The following is a 24,695-nucleotide window of genomic DNA, read 5'->3' as shown; positions in this document are numbered from 1 at the left end:
CCCGGATCGCGCCGCCCCGGGCGGGCATGCGGGTCGGCCGACGGCGCGATGGGCCTCATGCGGGCAGGATCACGGCGGCCTCGGCCGCGAAGCCGGCATGCGATACCGATCCGAGCGCCTGCCCGGCCTCCGTCGGTCGCCCGCTCGCCCGCAGCGTCGTGCCGTCGGGCAGGCGCAGGGTCCGACGCAGCCTGTCTCCGAGAAAGACGGAATCGGCGATCACCACCGGCAGCCCCTCCGTGCCGAGAACGAGGTCCTCCGGCCGCACGGCGACCACGACGGCGGCCCCCGTCTCCAACGAGCCCGCCGCGACGCCCTGCACGGCGCCATAAGCGGTCTCGACTTCGCGGGCGCCGCCGGGCCCTCCCGCGCCGAGGCGGCCGGGGATGAGGTTCACGTCGCCGAGCAGCCCGGCCACGAAGCGGCTCGCCGGGCGTCGGTAGAGCTCCGCCGGAGGTCCGACCTGGATCAGGCGCCCGCCTTCCATGACGCCGATCCGGTCGGCAAGCATCATCGCCTCCTCGGGATCGTGCGTGACGACGATGAAGGCGGTGCCGAGCCGCCGCTGGACGGCGCGCAACTCGCCCTGCGTCTCCTCGCGCAGGCCGCGATCCAGGGCGCCGAGCGGCTCGTCGAGGAGCAGCAGCTGCGGCTCCCGGGCCAGCGCCCGGGCCAGGGCGACCCGCTGCCGCTGACCGCCCGAGAGCGTGTCGGGTCGGCGGTCGCCGAACCCGTCGAGGCGCACGAGCCGGAGCAGGTCCGCCACCCGGTTAGCGGCGGCGGCGCGGCCGAGGCCCTTGAGACCGTAGCCGATATTGCCGGCCACGCTCATGTGCGGGAACAGGGCATAGGACTGGAACATCATGTTGACCGGCCGCCGGTGGGGCGGCAGCGCGGTCAGATCGGCCTCCCCCAGCAGGATCCGCCCGGCGGTCGGTCTCTCGAAGCCCGCGATCATGCGCAGGAGGGTGCTCTTCCCGCAGCCGGACGGCCCGAGCAGGCAGAAGAATTCCCCCGCCTCGAGATCGAGCGTCACGGCCTCGACGGCGTGGTGCGTGCCGAAGCGTTTGGTCAGCTCCTCGAGCCGCAGGCGCGGCGCCGGCAGGCCGGACAACGGATCAGGAATCCTCGCGCAGCGCCTCGGCCACGCGCGCTTCCAGGAGATCCGGCCGCCGCAGGACGAGGGCGCCGCGGGTGCGGTCGACCAGACCCTCGGCGGCCATCGCGGTGAATTCCCGGGTCACCTGCTCCCGCCGGCAACCGATCCGGGCGGCGAGGACGTGGTGATAGGGCGGGGGCGACACCACCCGCTCGCCCCCCGCCCCGGCCCGCGGCACGGAGAGGCGCAGCAGCTCGGCATACAGCCGGTGCTTGAGATCGAGCAGGGCGTGCTCCATCAGCCGCGTATTCAGCTCGCGCACGCGCTTGGCCAGGAGCCGGAACAGCCGGTCGGCGATCGCCTCCGACGCGAAGACAATCTGGCGGAACACCGGGGCCGGCACCACGCAGACCTCGCCGCGCGTCAGCGCCGTGACGTTGGCCGAGCGGCCGATCCCGTCGATCGCGGCGAGCTCGCCGAAGAAGGCCCCGCCCCGCATCTCCCCCAGGATGACCTCCTTGCCGGACTGGGTCCGGTTCAGGATGCGGACCTCGCCGGAGGCGATGAAGTACACGTCGGTGGAGATGTCGTCGAAGTCGACCAGAACCTCGTTCTCGTCGAAGCGGCGCCAGTGGCAGCGGGGCTCGTAGGGCCCGAGCTCAATGCCCGGATCCTTGAAGAAGGGTATCGTCCCCAACCGCGCCATCGATCGTGTTCCCTCAACTCCGGCCTCCGTCCCTGCCCTGACGGGGGCCAGCCAGCAGATCTGGGGACGGGAGCAGCCCGTACAGTGACGTCGCGCTCCGCCGGGGCGGTGCTGGATCGATCGGGCATAATGATCGTGACGGTCGCGGGCTGGACGGTCAAGCCGCGTCCCGATGAACAGGAGTTTATTGGCGTGGATCACCCATGAGGGCTAGGTTCCCTGCCCGCTGCGGCGGCCTGACTCGATGCATCAAGACGTTCCATTCCCGCTCTCGACAGCCTCTCCAGGCCCTCGTCTTCAGGCGACCTTGTCTCATCCGTTCGAGCGGTCGGGACGCAGCCTCCATTCGGGGCGACACGCCACGGTCCGCGTCAGCCCGGCGCCGGCCGGCCATGGCATCGTCTTTCGGCGTCGTCTGAGGGATGGTCGCACGGTCGATGTGCCGGCCGATTGGCGACTTCGGGAATCGCAGCCGCTGTCCTCGGCGGTGCGGCAGGAGGGGGTCCTCGTCCGCACGATCGAACACCTCATGGCATCGCTGAGCGCCTTGCGGATCGACAACGTGCTGGCCGAGATCGACGCGGACGAGCTGCCGATCTTCGACGGCAGCGCCACGCCGTGGTGCGAGGCCATCCGGGCCGCGGGCCGGAGCGAGCAGACCTTGCCCTGCCGGGTCATCCGCCTGCTGCGGACCGTTGCGGTCGAGAACGGGCGGCGGCGGCTTCAGATCGAGCCCGGCGACGGACTCCACATCAGCGGCCACCTCGCGCTGGCGCATTTCGGGTCGGTCGACTGGTCGGGTGCGATCACGCCCGAAGGCTTCGAGCGGGAGATTGCGCCGGCGCGCAGCTTCGGTCGCTACCTGCGAGCCATGGCGGGGCGCGCCTACGGCTTCGTCCGGGGGACGGACTTCCTGCAGGGCGTATCGCCCCGCTCGGCGGCGCTCCTCGTGCGCGGGCACGTGCTCGGCGGGATGCGGGTCCCCGATGAACCGGTGCGGCACCGCATCCTCGATCTCGTCGGCGATCTCGCTTTGGCGGGCCACCCGATCGAGGGCCGCATCTCAGCCTTCCACACGGGACACGAACTCAACCACGCACTGGTCGCGGCCCTGATGAGCGACAGCTCGGCCTGGGAACTCGTTTGAGCGCGGCCGACAGACCGGAAGAGGCCTCAGGCGGAGGCAGGTCGAGGGGGTTCGCAGGCGGCCGCGACCTCACCGAAGGCTCGGACCAGATCGACATCGAGCTTCGCGGTCATCTGCCTCAGGATGGCGTAGGCCTCCGGGGCCGATTTCGGCGCCTTGTAGGGGCGCGCCTCGATCAGCGCGGCGAAGATGTCGCAAATGGTGATCAGCCGGACGAGATCCGGGATCTGCGACCCGCGCAAGCCGTCCGGATAGCCCGAACCGTCGAGATATTCGTGATGCGAGCGGACCACCGACAGGGTCAGCGCGTCATAATCGCCCGTCAGCAGCATCGCGTGACCGAGCGCCGGGTGACGATCCATCTCCTTGCGCTCGAGGGGCGTCAGCGGTGCCGGCTTGTTCAGGATGGCGAGCGGGATCTTGGCCTTGCCGATGTCGTGGAGCAGAGCCCCTTTGACCAGATACCGGGAATCGGCCTCGCTGAGCCCCAGAATACGGGCGAACTCGGCTGCGATCCCGGCCACGCTCAGGCAGTGGCGGTGGGTGACGTCGTCGAAATTCGCGACGACGTCGAGCCAGTTGCGCACCTTCGCCTCGCGGATGGCCTGATTGACCAAGTCGGCGCCGCTTTCGACCACCGCCGGCGGGGGCGCCTGATCGGCCCGGAACAGGCTGACGAAGGCCGCATGTGCCTCATGGATCTGATGCCGCCACCGGCGGGCGGATCGCGTATCCGGCCCGCCGTCGGTCAGGGTCGCGACCGCATTCAGCAGCAGGGCGCTCGCCGTGGAGGCCGCCATCACCCGGGTCGCCCCCAGAGCCGTCGCCTGGATCTCGCCGCGCCCGAGATTGCCGTGGATCAGGGCGAGAAACGGGACCCCAGGGGCCCGCACCGTGGACAGGACCTGACGCAGGCGCCGGACGGATTCGGAGGTCAGTGCGCTGACGTCGCTGATGATCAATGCGGCGCCCGATGGCGGGGCCGCGTCGCCGTAGAGGTCGTGCAACATCACGGAACTGCCGCCGCCGAGGTTGCGCGCGAGCCGCCCGCCCCGCTCGAGATCGTCGGTCAAGATCAGGGTCTGGCCCAACAACTCCCCCCGTCGCTCGCCTCGTTCCGGGCGTCCAACGTGTGCGAGCGCACTCTAACCAATGATCGGCCTATCGAAATCTGGATAGACGTCGCTCAAGATAATTATAGTCGCATTACGTTAAAATTTTAGCCGCCCAGGCAGGTATTCTCCGCTTCAATCAGGTATCCAACCCGTCACGCCGAGGCCTCGCGAATCGTGCCGGTCGGCGCGGAGCCGGCGCTTGCCTCGCCGCGTCCGGACAGCCAGAACGCCGTCATGCTGCGCGTCAATGACCTCACCTATCGCATCGGCGACCGTCTGATCCTCGATTCCGCGAGCTTCACGATCCCGGAAGGCGCCCGCGTCGGTCTCGTCGGGCGCAATGGGGCCGGCAAGACCACGCTGTTCAAGGCCATTCTCGGCGATCTGCCGGTGGATGCGAAATCGGTGGCGCTGCCCAAGGGCATGCGGATCGGCGCCGTTGCCCAGGAGGCACCGGCCGGGCCGGAGACGCTGCACGCCGTCGTGCTCGCCGCCGACACGGAGCGCGCCCGGCTGATGGCGGAGGCCGAGCATGCGGACGGCTTGCGCCGCGCCGAGATCGAGACCCGGCTCGTCGATATCGGCGCCCACTCGGCGCCGGCCCGGGCCGCCGCGATCCTGCACGGCCTGGGGTTCGATGCGGCCGCCCAGGGGCGGCCCTGCTCGGACTTCTCCGGCGGCTGGCGGATGCGCGTGGCGCTGGCCGCCGTCCTGTTCTCGGAGCCGGACCTGCTGCTCCTCGACGAGCCGACCAACTATCTCGACATCGAGGGCACGCTCTGGCTGTACGATTACCTGGAGCGCTACCCGCGCACCGCCATCATCATCAGCCACGACCGCGACCTGCTCGACACCAGCGTCGATCACATCCTCCATCTCGACCGCGGCAAACTGACGATCTACCGCGGCGGCTATTCGAGCTTCGCCAAGCAGCTCTCGGAGAAGCGGGTGCTCCAGGCCAAGGCGAAGGCCAAGCAGGATGCCGAGCGCGCGCATCTCCAGAGCTTCATCGACCGGTTCAAGGCCAAGGCCACCAAGGCGCGGCAGGCCCAGTCGCGGATGAAGCGGCTGGCCAAGATGGAGCCGATCGCGGCGCTGCTCGACGACGACGTGCCGGTGATCCACCTGCCGAGCCCGGAGAAGCCCCTGTCGCCGCCGATCGTGGCGATGGAGCGGGTCAAGGCCGGCTACGGGGACCGGATCGTCCTGACCGGGCTCGACCTCAGCCTCGCGCCGGACGACCGGGTGGCGTTGCTGGGCGCGAACGGCAACGGCAAGTCGACCTTCTGCAAGCTGATCTGCGGCCGGCTCGGCCCCGTGGCCGGCGAGGTCAAGCGCTCCTCCAAGATGGAGGTCGCCTATTTCGCCCAGCATCAGCTCGACGAGTTGCGGCCCTCCGAGAGCGCCTACGCGCATGTCCGAACCCTGATGCCGGACGTTCCGGAGGCCAAGGTGCGCTCCGCGACGGCGCGGCTGGGCTTCGGCGCCAACAAGGCCGACACGCCGGTCGAGAAGCTCTCGGGCGGCGAGAAGGCGCGCCTGCTCATGGGCCTCGCGGCCTTCCACGGCCCACACCTCCTGATCCTCGATGAGCCGACCAACCACCTCGATATCGAGAGCCGGCAGGCCCTCGTGGAGGCGATCAACGACTACGAAGGGGCCGTCATCCTCGTGTCCCACGACCGCTTCCTGGTCGAGGCCTGCGCCGACCGGCTCTGGCTCGTCGCGGACGGCACGGTGAAGACCTTCGACGGCGACATGGACGATTACCGGCGCTTCGTCCTGTCGGGGCCGGAGCGCGAGGCGGAGCGCGAGACCGAGCCGTCCGGCGGCCAGAAGGCCGAGGCGCGCCGGGCCGGCGTCGAGCGCCGCGCGGCCCTGGCGCCGCTGCGCAAACGCCTGGAGGCCATCGAGGCCCGCATGGCCAAGCTGACCGCGGCGATCCAGAAGATCGACGCGGCGCTGGAGGACGGGTCCGCCTTCCGCGAGAACGCCGCCAAGGCCGGCGAGATCGCCAAGATGCGCGCGGACGCCGCGCAGGCGCTCGCCTCCACCGAGGAGGAATGGCTGAATGTGAGCGCGGAGATCGAGGCCGCCTGAGGCGTTCCCCGGCGCGCTCGGACCCCTCGAGGCCGGTGGTTCCCATCCGTTCGGGCGCTGCGAAACCATCCAGCAGCGCCACGGCAGGCCGGGCGGCGCAATGCTCGTTCAGAGCGACAGTTCGATCGCCCGCTCCAGGATGTCGACGCCGAGGTCGATCTCCTCGTCGGTGGCGGTCAGCGGCGGGGCGATGCGGAACACGCCGCCCATGCCCGGCAACTGCACGATGTTCATGCTCAGCCCGAGGTCCAGGCAGCGCTGGGTGATCGCATCGCCCAGATCCGGCGCCGGCACCTTCGTGCCCCGGTCGGCCACGATCTCGACGCCCTGCAGAAGCCCGCGGCCCCGGAGGTCGCCGATGCAGGCGAAGCGCTGCTGAAGGGCGCCCAACCGCGTGGCGAGCCGGGCGCCGGCCTCCTCGGCCCGGGCGACGAGGCCGTCGCGCCGGACGATCTCCAGCACCTTGAGGCCCACCGCTGCGGGCAGCGGATCGGAGACGTGCGTGGTATAGAACAGGAACCCGCGGGCGTGGCAGAGATCCTCGATCTCCGGCGTGGTCAGGACCGCCGCGAGCGGCAGGCCGGCGCCCAGGGTCTTCGACAGGGTCAGGATGTCCGGGACCACGCCGTCGCGTTCGCAGGCGAACATCAGGCCCGTGCGGCCGATGCCCGTCTGGGCCTCGTCGAGGATCAGCAGCATCCCCCGCTCCGCGCATTTCCGCTTGAGCGCGGCGAGGTAGCCCGGCGGCAGTTCGAGGATGCCCCCGGAGCTGAGGATCGGCTCCGCCAGGAACGCCGCGAGGTTGCCGGTCGATTGCCGGTCGACCAGCGCGAAGGCATAATCGAGTTCGGTCTGCCAGTCGGGGGCTCCGTCCTTCTCGAAGGTGGGGCGGTAGGCGTTCGGCGCGGGGATCGCGAAGGAGCCGACGGAGGCCGGGCCATAGCCCTTGCGGCCGGCGCTGTAGGTCGCCCCGGCCGCCCCCGCCGTCATCCCGTGCCAGGATTGCGCGAAGCTCACGACCTCCCAGCCGCCCGTGGCGAGCTTGGCCATGCGCAGGGCGGCCTCGTTGGCCTCTGCGCCGGTGGTCAGCAGGAGCGTCCGTTCGAGGTCGCCGGGGGCGATCCGGGCCAGCTCCGTCGCGAGATCGACCACGGGCCGGCTCAGCATGCCGCTGAACAGGTGGTCGAGATGTCCGACATGATGCGCGGCCACCGCGGCGATCTCGGGATGCCCGTGGCCCAGGATCGCGCTCATCTGGCCGGAGGTGAAATCGAGGATCTTCCGGCCGTCCGCGTCGTAGACGAAGCTGCCCTCCGCCCGCTCGATGATGACCGGCGCGAAGGAGCCGCCGTACCGCACGAGATGCCGACGTGCGCGCATCCAGAAATCGGCGTCGTCGTTCCGTGTCATCGTCGGTCCTGCACCCGGGTCCAGCCGCGCCATGCTAGGACCGCCGCGGACGGCAGAAAAGCTTATCGTTCTGAACCGAGAGTTCAGAGGTTCTTATGGCTCACAGCCTCGACATCGATCTCCTGCGCAGCTTCGCCGCGGTGGCGGAGACCGGCGCCCTGAGCCGGGCGGCGGAGCGGGTCAGCCGCAGTCAGGCCGCCCTCAGCATGCAGATGAAGCGCCTGGAGGATCTCGTCGCGCAGCCGCTTCTGCGGCGGACGGGGCGCGGGGTCTCCCTGACGGTGCAGGGGGAGCGCCTTCTGGTTCATGCGCGCCGGATCCTGTCCGCGCACGACGACGCCCTGGCTGAATTGTCCGGACGGAGTCTCACCGGCACGCTGCGGATCGGTTGTCCGGACGATTATGCGCAGGCGTTCCTGCCGGCCCTGCTGCGCGGCTTCGCACCCCGACACCCCGCGGCGGCGATCGCGGTGGTCTGCGCCGCGACGCCCCGTCTGGAGGAGCGATGGCAACGCGGTGGACTCGATCTGGCGCTGGTCTCCGTTGCCCGCTCGGCCGGGGGGGAGATCCTCCGGCATGAGGATCTTGTCTGGGTCGCGCCGCGCGGTGCGCCCGCGGCTTGGCCCGACCCGCTGCCGCTCGCCCTCGGCGATCCCGATACCCTCGATCATCGGGCGGCGCGGGCCGCCCTCGACAAGGCGGGGCGACCATACCGGATCGCCTACGCGAGCGGCAGCCTATCGGGCCTGCTGGCCGTGACGCGCTCCGAGCAGGCCGTGGCGGTCCTGACCCGCGCCGCGGTCCCGCCCGATCTGCGCATCCTGACCCGCAGCAGCGGATTGCCGGCGCTGCCGCGCATCGGTCTGACGATCCGCATGGATGAAGCGCATGCCACTCCGCTCACGCGGGCCTTCGCCGCCCATGTCCGGTCCGTTCTGCCGGCGCTCTGAGCCCGCGATCGATCGGCGAGGGAAAGCCGATCGACCACGGCGGTGAAGCCCAGCGCCGCCGCATGCCAGGATCTACGCTTCGTCACCGGATTTCGGCCAGAACACAACGATGTCGTCGTTGTCGACATCGATCCAATTGAAGTGCGTCTTTGGGTTGTCCTGACTGATGCTTTCGAAATGCGCGCTGTTGCACAGGACGTAGACCTCCCGCTCCGGCCCGTGGAAGCCGATATCGATCTCCAACTGGCGAAGGGCCGAGCGGAAGTCCGTATCGGACAGGTGCGCGCCCCGGAACTTCCGGCCAGCCACGTCCGGAAAGGCCGCGCTCCAGGCTGCCATGACCCGGGGATTGTCATACTGAACGACCGTGTCGGTTCCCACGATGCGGGATGGACTGTGATCCAGCCGGACATCCTCGCTCCAGTTGCGGTTGGCGGCGCCGATCGTCTTCGTCGTTTCCGGAGAGACGACAGGCGTCGTCGCCGTGACCGTCGCCATGGCCGCCGCGGCAATCTGGGTGCCGCGCCGATCCGGCGGATCGAACGGCATGGCGTCGATCGCCCGGATCTGGGTTTCGGCCAGCGCGAAGACGGCGCCGGCCGCCTCCGGCGAGAGCGTGTAGATGGACCGGGGATCCGGTGCAGCCGAGACGGCGGCCGGCGCCGTCTTCGCTGTCGTCAGCCCGAGTTCTTCGGCGTGGTTCGCTTTCTGGGTGGCAGCCGTGACGGCAGCCAGGGGAGGTATGTAATCCATCGCGCGGTCTCCATCTGTTCGAGCCGATGCGCTCCCATCGCCGCTCAACGTGAGCGGCGTGCCTCCGCGTGCTGCGCCGGCAGACAGACGTGCCGGCGGTACAGCGGGCGAATGCCGTCCGGTCCGGCAACCGGCGCGGCGACGCCCGGCAAGGCCGGGCCGAGCTGCGGTGTCACCGCGCGGCGCGACCAAGCGCGTCAGCGGTCGCGCCTGCCGGGTCATGCCGTAGGCGGCCGGCGGCGCGGGGCGGCCCTTTCAGAACTGGACGCGCCGGTCCGTGATGCCGGTTAGGCGGAGTGGCGGGGATGCAAGCGGGAAACGCCTCGGCTGTCGGACGCCACGCGGCCCTCATGACCACCGGCACCCTATCCGCGAGCTTCATGCTCCGTTAATTCTTGCGTGCACTTAAACACTTGAAGGTGTCAAGTCTATTCTAGCCGCGCCTGCGCCTTTCCACGGTGTCGGCGACGATGTGCGAAGACAATAGGCCGGTAACGCAACAGAGTTTTCTATTTTTATACTGAAACATGTAGTGGATGACGCGCAGTTTTTGGCGGTCATGCCAAGGCATGCCCCTTCATGCCATGAGCCGTCCCGATTCACAGGATGCGTGGTGCGCCTGTGCCGTGGACACCCGGTGGATGCCATGCGGCGGTCCGCGGCCCGGCGATCGGGCGACCCAGTGGCCGGGGGCGACGGCGCCCTTCGTCCGGCAAACGCCGCCGATTCCCAAGTCCGATGGGCGGTCGAAGGCTGCGTTTGCCCGCAGCCCGCGGACATGCGAGAGAGGCCGAATGTTGACCGTCGATAGCCTCTGGCGCGCGCGGCACCGGCTCGCGCAGTTCGGGAAGAAGCGGACCGGATCGCCGCGCATCCTCGTGATCGGCGTCTGCCAAGCGGGGTCCATCGCCAAGACGATGCGCTACCTGCTGCCCGAGGCGCGGGTGGATTTCGTTTCGGCCTTTACGGCGGCCCGCCGGTTCCCGCGTCTCGCGGACCTGATGGCGCATGCGGACGGCTACGATCACGTCTTCAGCAGCATCTACCTGCCCCGGTTCAAGGGCGGCGGCACGATCGACACGCTGCGGACGCACCCGAAGGTGCGGTTGATCCCCACCATCGTGTTCAGCGCCTATCATCCGGATCTCGTCCATGTGGGCGTGCAGGATTCCGTCACGCTCAACGGCCTGATCTCGGGGCCGATGGGGCATTCGCACTCGGCGATCACGCTGTTCGCCTACCTCTCCGGATTCTCGCAGGCGCAGGCGCTGCGCCTGTTCTCCGAGCCGGTCTTCGAGCGCCTCGGGTATTTCAATCTCTGGGACGAGTCGGTTTCGTATCTTCGCGGGCTCGGCGTCCAGGCCGGGTACGATCTGGACACGCACCTCACGCGCTGGGCGCGCCGGGGCTGCTTCATGCACTCGATCAACCACACGAAGCTCTACGTCGTCGCCGACCTCGCCCGGGGCCTGCTGACCCGGGCCGGCGTCCCGTTCGAGGAATGCGATCTCGACGCGTTCCTTCCGGACGATCTCGGCGGTCAGGGCAGCTGGCCGGTCTATCCGGAGATCGCCCAGCATTATGGCGTGCCCGGCAGCGCCCTGTTCTTCAAGGCGGAGACGCGCCGGTCCGGTCCCGCGCGCACGATGAGCCGGGCCGAGTTCGTCGCCGCCTCCTACGCGAATTACGACCGGCGCGAGCGCAAGCTTCTGATCTCGCAGCGTGTCCAGGGCTGGCTCAGCGACCCGCCGACGGTGGATTTCCTGCGTGAGGCCGCCGGGCGCGACGCCGCGCCGGCGCGGTCGGAGAGCCGGGCCCCGGCCCTGAGCGCCGGCAGCCTCGCCGGACACGCGTCCTAAGGTTCAGGCGGGCACTTCCCATCGGTCCCGGCGTTGTCGCGCACGGCCCGCGGCTGCGGGATGGACGTCGAGGTGGTTCGATGGGCTCTCAGTCCCGGCACAGCGCCGGTCGCTTCGCGGCTGCGGCGGCCCTGACGCTCGTCGGCTCGGCCGCGGCCCTGGCCGGCTGGAGCGGGCTCGCGGTGAACCGGCGGATGCCTCTGCCGCCCGCCCTGCCGGGGCGGCACGAACGGCTCCGGATCCGACGCGCCGGCGAGATCTCGCTCTACGGATCGACCGAGGCCGAGGGCGTGCCGCTTCTGCTGATCCATTCCATCAACGCCGCGGCCAATGCCTACGAGGTACGGCCGCTCTACCTGCGTTACCGCGGCACGCGGCCGGTCTACGCTCTGGACCTGCCGGGTTTCGGCTTCTCGGAACGGTCGCGCCGCCGGTACACGCCGCGGCTGATGGTGGAAGCGATCCACGCCGCGGTCGATGAGATCCGGCACCGGCACGGCGGCTGGGCGATCGATGCCCTGGCTGTCTCGCTGTCGGCCTCGTACCTCGCGCGGGCCAGCCTGGAACGGTCGGATGCCTATCGCAGCCTCGCGCTGATCAGCCCGACGGGATTCGATGGGCGGCTCTCGGGGGACGGTCCCCCGGACGGTCATCGCGGCCGCGACTGGCTGCGCGACGCCCTCGACCGGCCGCCCCTGGGCCGGCCGCTGTTCGATGCCCTGGTCACGCGGCCGAGCATGCGCTTCTTCCTGCAGAAGACCTTCGGCTCGTCCGCCATCGACGAGGGTCTGCTCGCCTACGATTACGCATCGGCGCACCAGCCCGGTGCCGAGCACGCCCCCTGGTGCTTCATCGCCGGTCACCTGTTCCCCACCGACGCGACGCGTCTCTACGAGCGCCTGCGCCTCCCGGTCTGGATGGTGCACGGCACGCGCGGCGACTTCGTCGATTACCGGCTGGCGCCGCGGGTCGCCGACCGGCCCAACTGGCGCGTCGAGACCCTGCCGACCGGCGCATTCCCGCATTTCGAGCAGCCGGCGGCGGTCGCGGCCGGCTACGACGCGTTCCTGGCGAGCATCATCCGGCTGCCGGCGGCTCGACCGGCGTGATCCGGTAGCGCAGCCACACCACGCCGTCGGAAAGGCGCTCGCAGGCCGTCAGGTCGAGCTTGCGGCGGCTGCCCATCGTGTCCGCCTCCTCGCCGGCGAAGTCGAACACCGCGGGCGTCCCGGTCAGGCCATCGACGGCGGGCACCAGGAGCAGGCTCAGTTCGTCGATGATCCCGGCTTTCAGCATCGAGCCGTTGATGTGGCCGCCGCCCTCGACGATGAGCCGCTCGATCCCGAACAGGGTGCGCAGCTTCGCCGCCGCCAGGGCGAAGTCGACGGTCCGCTCGCCCGCGAACAGGTAGGACTGGCCGCCGGCCCGGAGCGCGCGCAGATGCGGATCCGGCACGGATTCGGTGAGCACCACCACCACATGGTCCCCCTCGATCGCATTGCGCGCGCCCCAATCCAGACGTCCGCGCGCATCGAGGGCCACGGCGTAGCCCGGCGCGTCGCGGCGGGCGACATGATCCGTCCGCGGGACCGGAACGCCGTCGTCCCGGACCGGCTCCGGCAACGGATCGGCGCTGTCGGCATAGCCCTGCATCGTCACGCGCCCGCACATCCAGGCATCGCCCTCAAGCTCACCGTGGACGCGCTCGTAATGGCTGTCGGCATCCAGCGTCTTCCAGCGGCGCACCTTGATCCGGCCGTCGACCGACGAGGTCATGTGACAGATCACGTATGGGCGTTCGGCGGATGCCATGGACGATCCTCGTTCAGCGCGCCGGGGCTCCCCCCCCGCAAACACCCGCGAAACTAGGCGGATCGTCCCTTCGGCCCAGCGCGGCGCGCGGGATCGAACGCCGCAGCGATCCGCGTCTGTGGACCCGGCGCGCCCCGGTCCGTAAGAATGCGGCGGCCGCCGGGAGCGGCGTCCGTGTTGGATTCCAATGATCGACCTGACCCTCGAGGCCGCCCGCACCATCGTCGACACCGCCCTGCGGGAGGCGCGGACACGGACGCTCAAGCCTCTGGCCGTCGTCGTCTACGATGCCCGCGGCGCCCTCAAGGCGGCCGCGGTCGAGGACGGGACCTCCCTGCGCCGGGCCGAGATCGCGAGCGGCAAGGCCAATGGCGCGCTGGCGCTGGGTCTCGGCTCCCGGGCGATCCACGCGCGGGCGGAGCAGCAGCCCTATTTCGTCGCCGCCGTCACCCATCTCGCCGGTCCCGCCGCTCTCGTGCCGGTGCCCGGCGGCGTGCTGATCCGGTCCGGTGAGGGACGGCTCCTCGGCGCGGTCGGCATTTCCGGCGACACCTCCGACAACGACGAGATCTGCGCGTTGGCCGGCATCGAAGCGGCCGGCCTGAAGCCGGAAACCGGCGCCTGACCATGCGCCTGCGTCGGCGCGACTGGCTGGCCGGCGCGATGGCCCTCTCGGCCGTGTCGCCCGCCCGCGCGGCCGAGGCGCTCTACCGCCGCGGCAACGACGCCGATCCCGAGACCCTCGACCCGCACCGCTCGTCCACGGTCGCGGAGGCGCATATCCTGCGCGACCTCGGCGACGGGCTGCTCACCTACGACAATTGCGGCGCCATCATCCCGGGCGCCGCACGCGCCTGGACCGTCTCGGACGACGGCGCGACCCTGCATTTCGACCTGCGGCCCGACGGTCGCTGGTCGAATGGCGAGCCAGTCACCGCGGCGGATTTCGCCTACTCGCTCCGCCGGATGCTCGATCCGGCCACCGCGGCGAAATACGCCGAGATCCTGTTCCCCATCCGCAACGCCGCCGCCGTGAACCGCGGCGAGAAGCCGGCCGACGCCCTGGGCGTGGTCGCGGAGGCGCCGCTGCGGCTCGCGATCACACTGGAACAGCCGACGCCCTACATCCTGGAACTCCTCACCCATCAGACCGCCCTGCCGGTCCACCGCGCCTCGGTCGAACGCTACGGCGACAGTTTCACCCGGCCGGGAAACCTCGTGACGAATGGGCCCTATCGGCTCGCCGACCGCGTGCCGGGCGGCGCCATCACGCTGGAGGCCAACCCGCACCATCCGGATGCGGCGAGCCTCGCGATCCGCCGGGTCGCCTTCCTGCCGACGCCCGACATCGCATCGGCCGTGCGCCGCTACGCCGCCGGCGAGATCGACTCGCTCTCCGACCTGCCCGTCGACCAGATCGCCGACCTGCGTCGCCGCTTCGGAACGCAGGTGGTGCTCGGACCCTTGCTGGGACTGGCGGCGCTGGTGGTGAACACCCGCAAGGCGCCGTTCTCGGACAGGCGCGTCCGACAGGCGCTGTCGCTCGTGATCGACCGGGAATACTTGGCCGACGGGCTTAACAGCGGCACCATGAGTCCCGCCTATTCCCTATGTCCGCCCGGCCTCGACAATTACCGGACGCCGCCCGAGACCGAGGGCCGCCGCGGCCTGCCGATCGACCACGAGGCGGAGGCGCGCCGACTGCTCGCCGAAGCGGGCTTCGGCCCGGACCGCCCCCTCACCCTGGAGTACCGGTTCAACATCAGCGACAACAACCGCACCGTCGCGGTGGCGCTCGGCGACATGTGGCGCGACCTCGGGATCAGGACCCGCTTCGTCTACACCGACGCCAAGACGCATTTCGCCCATCTGCGCGACGGCGGCGATTTCGACGTCGCACGCATGAGCTGGCTCGCCGACTATTCAGACCCGCAGAACTTCCTGTTCCTGCTCCAGAGCGGAAATGACGGCATGAATGTCGGCCATTGGTCGGATGCCGCCTACGACACCCTGATGGCGCAGGCGGCCACCGAGCGCGACCTCACCCGACGGGCCGGCCTGCTCTACGACGCGGAGGCCATCGCCTTGCGCGAACTGCCCTGGATCCCGCTGATGCATTACCGCTCCAAGGCGCTGATCGCGCCGCGGCTGCACGGCTACCATCCGAACCTGCGCAACGCCGCGCCGACGCGGTTCCTGAGGCTCGACGCGTGATCCGCTTCATCCTGCGCCGCCTGCTCCAAGCGGTGCCGACGCTGCTCGCCGTGGTGACCGTCAGCTTCTTCCTGATGCGGCTGGCCCCGGGCGGACCGTTCGACCTGGAGCGGCCGCTGGCGCCCGCCGCCATGGAGAACCTGCGCCGGGTCTACGGCCTCGACCGGCCGCTCGTCGCGCAGTTCGGCAGCTATCTCGCGGCGCTGGTGCGGGGCGACCTGGGCCCCTCCTTCTCGTTCCGCGACCAGAGCGTCCTCGATCTGATCGCCCGGGGCCTCCCGGTTTCCGCGACGCTGGGCGCCCTCGCCCTCGTGCTGGCCACCGCGCTCGGCGTCGGGCTCGGGATCGCGGCGGCGCTCCGGCGCGGCGGCGTCATCGATCGGCTCCTGGGCGTCGGTGCGGCCCTGACCCTCTCGCTGCCGAGCTTCGTGGTCGCGCCCCTGCTCCAGATCGCCTTCGGGCTCACGCTGCGCTGGCTGCCGCTGGGAGGCTGGAACGACGGCGCCCCGAGCCACCTGGTCCTGCCGGTCGTGACGCTGGCCCTGCCGCAGGTCGGTGCCCTGGCCCGGCTGACCCGGACCTCGCTGGCCGAGACCCTGCGGACGCAGCCGGTCCGCACCATGCGCAGCCTCGGCCTGCCGCCGGCCCGCGTCACCCGCCACGCCCTGCGGGGCGCGCTCCTCCCGGTTGTGGCCTATCTCGGGCCGCTGGCCGCGTCCCTGCTCACCGGCTCGGTGGTGGTGGAGACGATCTTCGGCCTGCCGGGGATCGGCCGCTACTTCGTCGAGGGCGCGCTCAACCGGGACTACACGCTGGTGATGGGCACGGTGCTGCTGGTCGCCGGGCTGGTCATCGCCCTCAACCTCGCCGCCGACCTCGCCTGCGCATGGCTCGACCCGCGCCTCCGGGCGGCGTCGTGACCATCACCGCCGCGGCTCCGGGGCCGGCCCGGCGCGCCGTTCTCCGCTTCGCCCGGGAACGCACCGCCATGGCGGCCCTCGCCGTGCTGATCCTGATCGCCCTCGCCTGCCTGATCGGTCAGGGGCTCACCGGCCACGATCCCGAGCGCGCCTATCCGGACCTGCGTCAGCTCCCGGCCGGCCTCACCGCACAGCCCGATGCCGAGCATCTCCGGCCGGCGCTTGAGCGCCTCGCCTTCCGGATGCGGGTCCGGCTCGACGCAGTCGCACGCGACGGCGACACGCTGCGGCTCACCCTCGGGTCCGACGCGGGCGTCGATCGGCGCAGTCTGGCCTACCTGCCGCGCTCGGCGCTCTTCGGATCCCCCGACATCCTGGACGAGCGCGACGGCGGTCGGAGCCTCGTCGTCGCGGTGCCGATCCGGCGCCTGCACTTCCTCCTCGGCACCGACATCCAGGGCCGCGACCTGCTGACCCGCTGCCTCGTCGCCGGCCGGATCTCGCTGGCGATCGGGCTCGCCGCCAGCCTCGTCGCCCTGCTCATCGGCGTCGCCTACGGTGCCACGGCGGGTTTCATCGGGGGCGCCGTCGATGCCGTGATGATGCGCGGCGTCGACGTGCTGTACGCCCTCCCCTTCGTGTTCTTCGTGATCCTCCTGCTGGTGTTCTTCCGCCCGAGCCTGCTGCTCATGCTGGTGGCGATCGCCGCGGTGGAATGGCTCGACATGGCCCGGGTGGTGCGCGCCGTGACCCTGTCGCTGCGCGAGCGCGATTTCGTCCGCGCCGCACGGGCGCTCGGCCTCGGGACACCCCGCATCATCCTCCGGCACATCGTGCCCAACACCCTCGGTCCGGTGGCGGTGACCGCCACGCTGCTGGTGCCGCAGGTGATCCTGCTGGAGAGTTTCCTGTCCTTCCTCGGGCTCGGGGTGCAGGAGCCGCAGACGAGCTGGGGCGTCCTGATCGCCGAAGGCGCCCGTTCCATCGAGGGGGCGCCCCACATGCTCGCGGCCCCGGCCGCCTTCCTGATCGCGACCCTGGTGGCCCTCAACCTGATCGGCGACGGCCTCGCGGACGCGCTGGACCCCCGCGGAGACTGATGCCGCGGTCGGCGGCTTCCTCGACTCAGCCCAGCTGCCGGATCGGGGCACCGGCGAGCCAGGCTTCGATGTCCTCGACGGCCTGGGTGAAGAACGTCCGGTAATTGTTGCGCGACACGTAGCCGAGATGCGGCAATGCCAGCACGTTCGGCAGGCGGCGGAACGGGCTGTCGGCTGGCAGCGGCTCGGTCTCGAAGACGTCGAGGCCCGCGCCGGCGATCCAGCCCTCGTCCAGGGCCCGCACCAGGGCGTCCTGATCGATGATCGGCGCCCGTGAGGTGTTCACGAGGAACGCGTCGCGCCGCATGCGGCGCAACTCGGCCGGCCCCAGGAGGCCGCGCGTCCGATCGCCCAGCACGAGGTGGATCGTGACGACATCGCTCGCCTCCAGCAGCGCCTCCTTCGAGGCTGCCCGCTCGACCCCCGCGGCGGCCGCGCGGGCCTCATCGAGGTTCGGGCTCCAGGCGATCACCCGCATGCCGAAGGATCGCCCGATCTGGGCCACCCGCGTCCCGATCTTGCCGAGCCCGAGAATGCCGAGGGTGGCGCCCGCGAGATCGGTTCCGATCGTGCTCTGCCAGGGCCCCCCCTCGCGCATGGCCCGGCCCTCAGACGCCACGTGACGCGCCAGTCCAAGGATCAGCGCCCAGGTCAGCTCCGTCGGCGGCGTCGGACTCGAATCCGTGCCGCAGACGACCACGTTGCGCGCCCGGGCGGCCGCAAGGTCGATCGCGAGGTTGCGCATGCCGCTGGTGACGAGCAGCTGAAGCCGGGGCAGCCGCTCCAGCAGGGCTGCGGGGAACGGCGTGCGCTCCCGCATGATCACAAGGATCTCCGCCTGCGCGATCCGCGCCACGAGGGCATCCGCATCCGGAATGTGCTCGGCGATGGCCGAGACGGCGACGTGATCGGCGAGGCGAGTCCAGTCTGTGAGCGCGAGGGCTGCCTGCTGGTAATCGTCGAGGATGAGGCAGGTGCGCATGGCGATGGGGTAGGCCTCGGTGGGCAGAGCGTCAACGAAGTCCGATCGATGACACGACGTCGGCTCTTCGAAACTGCGCCGCGGTCAAGCGAGCCCGTCACGCCACGACCGCGCCGTCCAGCCCGGAGCCCGGGATCGACCAGGCCTTCGGGGCGGGCGGCCAGTATGAGAGATCCCCCCTGTCGGGGCTCGCCCGACATTCGGCCGGCGGGATCACGGAGGAGACGCGGACGGCTCCTAGGTCTCGGCCAATGCTGCGAACGCCACGGCGACGCCGGCGGCGCCGGGATCCTGAATACCGACGAGATCGCCCATAGCCAGGTAGCTCGAGCGGCCGGCGCCGGCGCGGGTCATGCGGGCCGTGGCTTCGGCACCGGCTCGGGCCGCCGCCGCGGCGGCGGTCAGGTCTCCACTCCTCAGGGCCTCGACGGCGGGAATCAGCGCGTCGAGCAGGGTGCGGTCGCCGGCCTGAGCGCCGCCATGGCTCTGGACGCGCGCGACGCCCTGCCCGAGCGCCATGGGCCATGCGGCCCCGTCGGCAAGGGCCGAGGCCGTCGCGGCGAAGAAGATCGAGCCGAGCACACCGCTCGAGCCGCCGACGGCGCGGCCGATCCGCTCGGCCAGGGCCCGGCACAGGGCGGCCGGATCGGCCAGCGGCAGTCGGTCGAACTCAGCCCGTACGGCGCGCGCGGCCCCCGCGAAGGTCGTCCCAGCATCGCCATCGCCGATCTTGGCATCGAGACCGTTGAGGGTCTCCTCAGCCTCGATCAGCGCCTTTGTGACGGCAGCGATGCGAGCCCCCGTGACGGCGTCGTGCGACGGTGTGAAAGTCTCACCCGCGAGCCCCTCCGGCACCGGCCGTAGGATCGGCGGCGCGATCCGGACTGCCGCCGGCCAGGCCGCGACCGGCACGGGCTCCGACAGGGCCCGCTCCAGCGCATCGTCGAGCGGGAGGACCGACAGCGAGGCGCCGTGCATGTCCAGCGCCGTCATCAGCGGCGCCGGACCGAGCAGCAGACGGACGCGCCGGCCCAGATCGGTGGCGAGCACCGCCCGCGTGAGGATCTGCATCTCCAGCGCTGAGGCGGAGCCGAGATTGTTCACAAGGAGGGCCAGACGGTCGGCACTCGCGATCGCCCGCGAAAGCCTGTCGGCCATCATGTGGGCGAGATCGCTGGCCCTCGGCAGGGTGATGCGTTCCACGCCCGGCTCCCCGTGGATGCCGAGGCCGAGCTCGGCCTGACCCTCCGCCAATCGCTCGCTGCGCGGCGAACCGGGGATCGTGCAGGTCGAGACCGCGATGCCGAGTGACTTCGCCGCTTCGGCCGCCCGGCGGGCAAGCGCCGCAACGGTTTCGAGCGATTCCCCGGCTTCCGCAGCATGACCCGCCGCCTTGTGGACGAACAGCGTTCCGGCGACGCCGCGCGGCCGCTTGGCGTCCGGCAGGGCTATGTCGTCGGCGACGATCACGGTCTCGACCTTATGGCCCAGCGCCCGGGCCCGCTCGGCGGCGAGACCGAAATTCAGCCGGTCGCCCGCATAGTTCTTGATCACGAGCAGGCAGCCGGCCGGTCCCGTCACCGCGAGGATCCCGGCCAGCACCGCGTCGACGCTCGGCGAGGCGAAGACGTCCCCGCAGACGGCCGCGCTCAGCAGACCCGGCCCGACGAAACCGGCATGGGCCGGCTCGTGACCGGAGCCGCCACCGGAAACCACCGCGACCTTTCCGGGCTCCGGGACGGCGCGCAGGATCACGCGGATTCCGGGATCGCCCTCGAGCCGCGCAAGGCGCCCGCCGCTGGCTGCCAGCAGGCCGTCGAGGGCGTCGTTGACCAGGGTTGCGCGGGCGTCGATGACATGGGCCATGGCGTGACCTTCGATGGGGCGGTCACCGATTCCGGGTCGGCGGATCCGCACGCAGTGTCGGCGCAATCCGGTCGCCCAGGCAACGGCCTCGTCACGCCGTTCGCGATGATGGAGGCGTCGAGCCGGCCTCCGTCACTCCTTCACGGCGCCTGTGAGCGCCGACACGTAGTACTCGACGAAGAACGAGTAGAGGATCACCAGCGGGAGCGAGCCGAGCAGCGCGCCGGCCATCAGCGAACCCCACTTGTAGACGTCGCCGTCCACGAACTCGCTCACGACGGCGATGGGCACCGTCTTATTCTGTGTCGAGGACAGGAAGGTCAGCGCGTAGATGAACTCGTTCCAGCACAGCGTCAGAGAGAAGATCCCGGCCGAGATCAGCCCCGGGAAGGCCAGCGGCAGGATGATCTTGGTTAGGATCTGCCACCGGCTGGCGCCGTCCATCAGCGCGCATTCCTCCAGCTCGTACGGAATGGTCTTGAAGTAGCCCATCAGGAGCCACGTCGAGAACGGGATCAGGATCGTCGGGTAGGCGAGGATGAGGGCGATCGGCGAGTCGAACAACCCGTAGGCCTGCACGATCGTGGCCAGCGGGATGAACAGGATCGAGGGCGGCACGAGGTAGGCGAGGAAGATCGCCGCGCCGACCCAGCCCGCGCCCCGGTAGCGCACGCGCACGCAGGCATAGGCGGCGAGCACGCTGGCGAACAGCGACAGCACGGTCGCCGCCACCGACACGTACATCGTGTTCCAGAGCCAGCGCGGATACTGCGTCTCGAACAGCAGCTTGTGGATGTGCTTGAACGTCGGATCCACGACCCAGAACGGGTTGAACCGCTCCATGTCGATCAGCTGCTCGTCCGGTTTGATGGCCGTCAGCGCCATCCAGTAGAACGGGAACAGCAGCACGGCGAGGATGACGAGGAGCGGCAGGTAGGTGGTCACGAGCCGCCGGGGCAGGCGCTCGAGATAGGCCATCCCCTCCGAGTTGTCGGTGAGCCCGGCCGGCCGCGCCTCCATCACGGGGGCGAGGTGCGGGTCGATGTGGGCGGGCGGTGCGGGCGCGCTCATCGGTCGGACTCCCCGGCCTGCCAGGCCCGGCGCTGCAGGCCGAACCACGAGATTCCGATGGCCGCGAGCAGGAACGGCACCATGGCGGTGGCGATGGCGGCGCCCTCCCCCAGGGTCCCCGAGAGGATGCCCCGCTGGTACGAGAGCGTCGCCATCAGGTGCGTGGCGTTGACCGGTCCGCCGCGGGTCATGGCCCAGATCAGCTGGAAATCGGTGAAGGTGAACAGCACCGAGAAGGTCATCACCACGGCGATGATCGGTGTCAGCAGCGGAAGCGTGATCCGCGAGAAGATCTGCCAGTTCGAGGCGCCGTCGAGGGTCGCGGCCTCGTATAGGGACGGCGAGACCGTCTGCAGGCCGGCGAGCAGCGTGATGGCGATGAACGGCACGCCCCGCCAGATATTGGCGAAGATCACGCAGGCTCGCGCCATCGCCGGATCACCGAGGAAGTCGATGTTGCCGTCGATGACGCCGAGATGGCGCAACGACCAGGAAATGATCGAGAACTGACTGTCGAAGATCCACCAGAACGCGATGGCCGAGAGCACGGTGGGGACCACGAACGGGATCAGCACGATCGAGCGGATGATCGCCTTGAACGGCATGTTCTTGTTGAGCAGCAGGGCGAGATAGAGGCCGATGCCGAACTTCACCACCGAGGCCACCGCCGTATAGAGGCAGGTGTTGAACACCGAGAGCCAGAAGACGTCGTCGTCCCAGAGCCACGCGTAGTTCTCCAGGCCGATGAACACGCCTTCGCGGCCGATCCGCGCGTTGGTGAAGGACAGCCAGATGCCCTTCAGCAGCGGATAGGCCAGGAACAGGCCGAGGATCAGCGCCGTCGGCAGCATGAACCAGAAGCCCGCCCAGCCGCGGCTCGCGCGCAGGCGCTGCCAACCCGAGCGGATCGGGACAGCGACTGGCGCCGGCTCTGTCAGTGCGGAATGCGCCATGGTCTCGCCTCCGGCAGCCGCGCTCAGGTGTTCCGGAAGATGCGGGTCGCTGCGCGTTCGGCGTTCTTGATCGCGCCCTTCACGTCCTCACGGCCGGTGCAGTGGCTCGCGAACATGTCGACGATCACGAAGTCGGCGAGCACCGCGGCGATGCGCTCGCTGACCGGTGCGAGGCCGCCAGCTGCGAGGGAGCGCCGGCCGGCCTCGGCGAAGACCGCGTTCTTCGGGTCGCTCGTCCAGATCGGGTTCTTGGGGTAGTTCGACAGCGGCTCGCACAGGTAGCCCTGCGCCGCTTCGAGCCAGGGATTGTAGTTCGCTGCCTCCATCATGAAGCTGATGAAGGCCTTACAGGCGTTCGGCGCCTTCGAGTATTTGAAGGCCAGGATCGGGAAGGCGAGCTGGAACTCGGTGGGCTTGCCGGCGGGGCCGATCGGCCAGACGGCGTGGTCCATGTCCTCGGCGAGCTTCGGGTTGTCCTTCTTGGCCGCGGCGTAGATCGAGATGCCGTTGTTGGTGAGGTACAGGTCGCCGGCGAGGAACGCCTTGTTGTTTGACGAGTCGTTCCACGACACCGTGCCGGGCACGAAGGTCTCGTAGAGGGATTTGACGTATTCCAGCGCCTTGGCGGTCTCGGGCGAGTTGATCACGATCTTCTCGTTGGCGTCCACGAGGTTGGCGCCGTGGGACCAGAGGGCCCAGTGGCACCACGTGTTGCCGTCGCCCGTGGCGTGACCCAGCGCGAAGCCCGCCGGCGTGTTGTTCTTCTTCAGGCCCCGACAGAGTTCGAGGAATCCGGCCGTGTCGGTGGGGAACTTGTCGAAACCGGCCTTCTTCATCGCCGAGATGCGGTAGTTCGGATAGCCGCCGTTGAAGGCGACGGGGATCGCGATCCACTTGCCCTTGACCTTGCCGTAGGCCTCCGCCGACGGGAACCAGGGCCCGTATTTCTTGGCGAGCGCGTCCGCCACGTCCTCCAGCGGCAGGCACTTGTCGGGGAAGAGTGCCGGGAACGAGAACAGGCCCCAGACCATGTCGGGGCCCTGTCCGGTATTGGCGGCCACCGATGCCTTGGGCTGGATGTCGTCGAACGATTCGTTGGTCACCGTGACCTTGACGCCCGTCGCCTTGGTGAAGGCGTCGACCATCTTCATGAACGCCTCGTCCTCGCTCGGAACGAAGCGCTTCCAGCGCAGGAGCGACAGGCTGGCGCCGGGCTCGGGCTTCCACTCGGTGCTCTGCGCCCAGGCCCGGGCGAAGCCGAGGAGGTCGCCGCCGCCGGCGAGGCCGGTCGCGGCGGCACCGGCGAGGAGGGAACGGCGGTCGAGAACGGGCATCGGTTCTTCTCCCTCTGTGAATCTGCTTCAGGTGCGCGCCGCGCGCGCGCCCGCATCGGCCCCGATGCAGGTCAGTTCGGCAGGCGACGGCCGGTCTCGGCGTCGAAGAAATGCACGCGGTTCGGACGCAGGGAGACGGTCTCGCCCGGCCGCTCGCGCACGCGCTCGCGCAGCACGCAGGTGAGCTCCTGGCCGAGGGCCCGGACCGCCAGCATGGTCTCGGATCCGGTCGGCTCCACGACCACCACCTCGGCGGCGATCCCGTCGGACGCGAGGTCGAAATGCTCGGGCCGGACGCCCAGGATGAGGGGGCGCCCCTCGACGCCGGAGGGGGCGTCGGCAAGCGGGATCGTCAGGCCGGTCTCGGTGGTGAAGGTGAGACGTCCGTTCGCCCGGACCTTCCCGGGCACGAAATTCATGGCCGGCGAGCCGATGAAGCCCGCGACGAACAGGTTGTCGGGCCGGTCGTAGAGTTCGAGGGGCGGCCCGATCTGCTCCACGACCCCGTCGTGCATCACCACGATCCGGTCGGCCATGGTCATCGCCTCGATCTGGTCGTGGGTGACGTAGATGGTCGTCGTCTTCAGGCGCTGGTGCAACTCCTTGATCTCGGTGCGCATCGCCACGCGCAGCTTGGCGTCGAGATTCGAGAGCGGCTCGTCGAACAGGAACACCTGCGGGTCGCGCACGATCGCCCGGCCCATGGCGACGCGCTGGCGCTGGCCGCCTGAGAGCTGGCGCGGGTAACGGTCGAGCAGGTGGGTGAGACCGAGGATCTGCGCCGCCTTGTTCACGCGCAGGTCGATCTCGGAGGCCGCGGCCTTCCGGATCCGCATCGAGAACGCCATGTTCTCGCGGACCGTGAGATGCGGGTAGAGCGCGTAATTCTGGAACACCATGGCGATGTCCCGCTCCTTCGGCGGAACATCATTCACGACGCGCTCGCCGATCCGGATTTCGCCGCCGGAGATATTTTCCAGCCCGGCGATCATACGCAGAAGCGTCGATTTTCCGCACCCCGACGGACCGACCAGGATCACGAATTCCCCGTCCCGGATGTCCACGGACACGCCGTGCAGGACGTTCGTCGACCCGAAAGCCTTGCGAACCTCGCGGATTCCCACCGAGGCCATGCTTCCTCCCGATCAAGGCCGCTCTATCGGCGGCTCTAGGGCGGCAGTACAAAGGAGGGGCCGGGGGAAAGCAAGCGGGGACCTGGGTAAAGCTACAGATAATCTTCGTTCTGTCAGGCGGCGCGGTCTGTACCCGTGACGAGGTCGCCGCGGTGAAACCAACCGTCGCGT

General features: G+C 69.9%; 21 protein-coding genes. 9 read left to right on the top strand and 12 right to left on the bottom strand.

Going from position 1 to position 24,695, the window contains the following annotated elements; translation table 11 throughout:
* Positions 1–55: 55 nt before the first annotated feature.
* Entirely contained in the window at positions 56–1,114 is a 1,059-nt protein-coding gene (locus ABC766_RS25945; RefSeq protein ID WP_345819810.1) for an ABC transporter ATP-binding protein, read from the bottom strand.
* A gap of 4 nt (positions 1,115–1,118) precedes the next feature.
* Entirely contained in the window at positions 1,119–1,805 is a 687-nt protein-coding gene (locus ABC766_RS25940; protein ID WP_043353212.1) for a Crp/Fnr family transcriptional regulator, read from the bottom strand.
* A 244-nt stretch (positions 1,806–2,049) separates the two neighbouring features.
* Between ABC766_RS25940 and ABC766_RS25935 the strand changes: the two genes are divergently transcribed.
* Positions 2,050–2,952, top strand: a complete 903-nt coding sequence (locus tag ABC766_RS25935) for a UDP-3-O-acyl N-acetylglycosamine deacetylase (RefSeq protein WP_345819809.1) — start codon at positions 2,050–2,052, stop codon at positions 2,950–2,952.
* Positions 2,953–2,978: 26 nt separating this feature from the next.
* Here the strand turns inward: ABC766_RS25935 and ABC766_RS25930 are convergent, their stop codons facing one another.
* Positions 2,979–4,025 carry an HD-GYP domain-containing protein gene (locus ABC766_RS25930; protein ID WP_342141205.1) on the bottom strand — a complete coding sequence of 349 codons (1,047 nt, stop codon included), beginning with the start codon at positions 4,023–4,025 and terminating at the stop codon, positions 2,979–2,981.
* Between the two features lie 276 nt (positions 4,026–4,301).
* Here ABC766_RS25930 and ABC766_RS25925 point away from each other — a divergent pair, with 276 nt between their 5' ends.
* A complete protein-coding gene (locus tag ABC766_RS25925) occupies positions 4,302–6,167 on the top strand; it encodes an ABC-F family ATP-binding cassette domain-containing protein (protein ID WP_345819808.1) in 1,866 nt (621 codons plus the stop codon).
* A gap of 108 nt (positions 6,168–6,275) precedes the next feature.
* Here ABC766_RS25925 and ABC766_RS25920 read toward each other — a convergent pair whose 3' ends face one another.
* Positions 6,276–7,577, bottom strand: a complete 1,302-nt coding sequence (locus tag ABC766_RS25920; RefSeq protein WP_345819807.1) for an aspartate aminotransferase family protein — start codon at positions 7,575–7,577, stop codon at positions 6,276–6,278.
* 95 nt (positions 7,578–7,672) lie between these two features.
* Here ABC766_RS25920 and ABC766_RS25915 point away from each other — a divergent pair, with 95 nt between their 5' ends.
* Entirely contained in the window at positions 7,673–8,527 is an 855-nt protein-coding gene (locus ABC766_RS25915) for a LysR family transcriptional regulator (RefSeq protein WP_345819806.1), read from the top strand.
* A 72-nt stretch (positions 8,528–8,599) separates the two neighbouring features.
* On the opposite strand, the gene ABC766_RS25910 is transcribed toward ABC766_RS25915, so the two are convergent.
* A complete protein-coding gene (locus tag ABC766_RS25910; protein WP_345819805.1) occupies positions 8,600–9,328 on the bottom strand; it encodes a hypothetical protein in 729 nt (242 codons plus the stop codon).
* Positions 9,329–10,074: 746 nt separating this feature from the next.
* Here ABC766_RS25910 and ABC766_RS25905 point away from each other — a divergent pair.
* On the top strand, positions 10,075–11,139 hold the full coding sequence (locus ABC766_RS25905) for a WcbI family polysaccharide biosynthesis putative acetyltransferase (RefSeq protein ID WP_043758069.1): 1,065 nt from the start codon (positions 10,075–10,077) through the stop codon (positions 11,137–11,139).
* Positions 11,140–11,219: 80 nt separating this feature from the next.
* A complete protein-coding gene (locus tag ABC766_RS25900) occupies positions 11,220–12,248 on the top strand; it encodes an alpha/beta hydrolase (RefSeq protein ID WP_345819804.1) in 1,029 nt (342 codons plus the stop codon).
* Here ABC766_RS25900 and ABC766_RS25895 read toward each other — a convergent pair.
* Complete coding sequence (locus ABC766_RS25895; protein WP_345819803.1) at positions 12,217–12,951, bottom strand: RibD family protein; 735 nt, start codon at positions 12,949–12,951, stop codon at positions 12,217–12,219. The genes ABC766_RS25900 and ABC766_RS25895 overlap by 32 nt on opposite strands.
* Before the next feature lie 187 nt (positions 12,952–13,138).
* Between ABC766_RS25895 and ABC766_RS25890 the strand changes: the two genes are divergently transcribed.
* The 4 genes from ABC766_RS25890 to ABC766_RS25875 are packed head-to-tail and all read left to right on the top strand — an operon-like array spanning position 13,139 to position 17,185.
* Positions 13,139–13,576, top strand: a complete 438-nt coding sequence (locus ABC766_RS25890; RefSeq protein ID WP_179696806.1) for a GlcG/HbpS family heme-binding protein — start codon at positions 13,139–13,141, stop codon at positions 13,574–13,576.
* A 2-nt stretch (positions 13,577–13,578) separates the two neighbouring features.
* A complete protein-coding gene (locus ABC766_RS25885; RefSeq protein WP_345819802.1) occupies positions 13,579–15,165 on the top strand; it encodes a peptide ABC transporter substrate-binding protein in 1,587 nt (528 codons plus the stop codon).
* Positions 15,162–16,085, top strand: coding sequence for an ABC transporter permease (locus ABC766_RS25880; protein WP_043353232.1), 924 nt, complete (start codon positions 15,162–15,164; stop codon positions 16,083–16,085). Before ABC766_RS25885 ends, ABC766_RS25880 begins: the two co-directional genes overlap by 4 nt.
* Positions 16,052–17,185, top strand: coding sequence for an ABC transporter permease (locus tag ABC766_RS25875; protein ID WP_182591627.1), 1,134 nt, complete (start codon positions 16,052–16,054; stop codon positions 17,183–17,185). Before ABC766_RS25880 ends, ABC766_RS25875 begins: the two co-directional genes overlap by 34 nt.
* A gap of 25 nt (positions 17,186–17,210) precedes the next feature.
* Here the strand turns inward: ABC766_RS25875 and ABC766_RS25870 are convergent, their stop codons facing one another.
* The 6 genes from ABC766_RS25870 to ABC766_RS25845 all read right to left on the bottom strand — a co-directional run bounded on the left by ABC766_RS25870 (position 17,211) and on the right by ABC766_RS25845 (position 24,524).
* Positions 17,211–18,167, bottom strand: a complete 957-nt coding sequence (locus ABC766_RS25870) for a D-2-hydroxyacid dehydrogenase family protein (protein WP_287089545.1) — start codon at positions 18,165–18,167, stop codon at positions 17,211–17,213.
* 237 nt (positions 18,168–18,404) lie between these two features.
* Positions 18,405–20,033, bottom strand: coding sequence for a dihydroxyacetone kinase subunit DhaK (locus ABC766_RS25865; protein ID WP_345819801.1), 1,629 nt, complete (start codon positions 20,031–20,033; stop codon positions 18,405–18,407).
* A gap of 132 nt (positions 20,034–20,165) precedes the next feature.
* Complete coding sequence (locus ABC766_RS25860) at positions 20,166–21,053, bottom strand: carbohydrate ABC transporter permease (protein WP_043353258.1); 888 nt, start codon at positions 21,051–21,053, stop codon at positions 20,166–20,168.
* Between the two features lie 47 nt (positions 21,054–21,100).
* Positions 21,101–22,057 (bottom strand): carbohydrate ABC transporter permease, encoded by a 957-nt coding sequence (locus tag ABC766_RS25855; RefSeq protein WP_043353236.1) that lies wholly within the window; start codon positions 22,055–22,057, stop codon positions 21,101–21,103.
* A gap of 23 nt (positions 22,058–22,080) precedes the next feature.
* The gene (locus ABC766_RS25850; RefSeq protein ID WP_345819800.1) at positions 22,081–23,391 is read right to left on the bottom strand and encodes an ABC transporter substrate-binding protein; all 1,311 of its coding nucleotides are present in this window, start codon (positions 23,389–23,391) and stop codon (positions 22,081–22,083) included.
* 71 nt (positions 23,392–23,462) lie between these two features.
* Positions 23,463–24,524, bottom strand: coding sequence for an ABC transporter ATP-binding protein (locus ABC766_RS25845; protein WP_043380019.1), 1,062 nt, complete (start codon positions 24,522–24,524; stop codon positions 23,463–23,465).
* Positions 24,525–24,695: the final 171 nt, after the last annotated feature.

This window comes from Methylobacterium fujisawaense (assembly GCF_039619325.1).
In the GTDB taxonomy this organism is placed as follows: domain Bacteria; phylum Pseudomonadota; class Alphaproteobacteria; order Rhizobiales; family Beijerinckiaceae; genus Methylobacterium; species Methylobacterium fujisawaense.
Note: the sequence above shows the minus strand (reverse complement) of the source record. Positions and strands in the feature narration are given on the sequence as shown.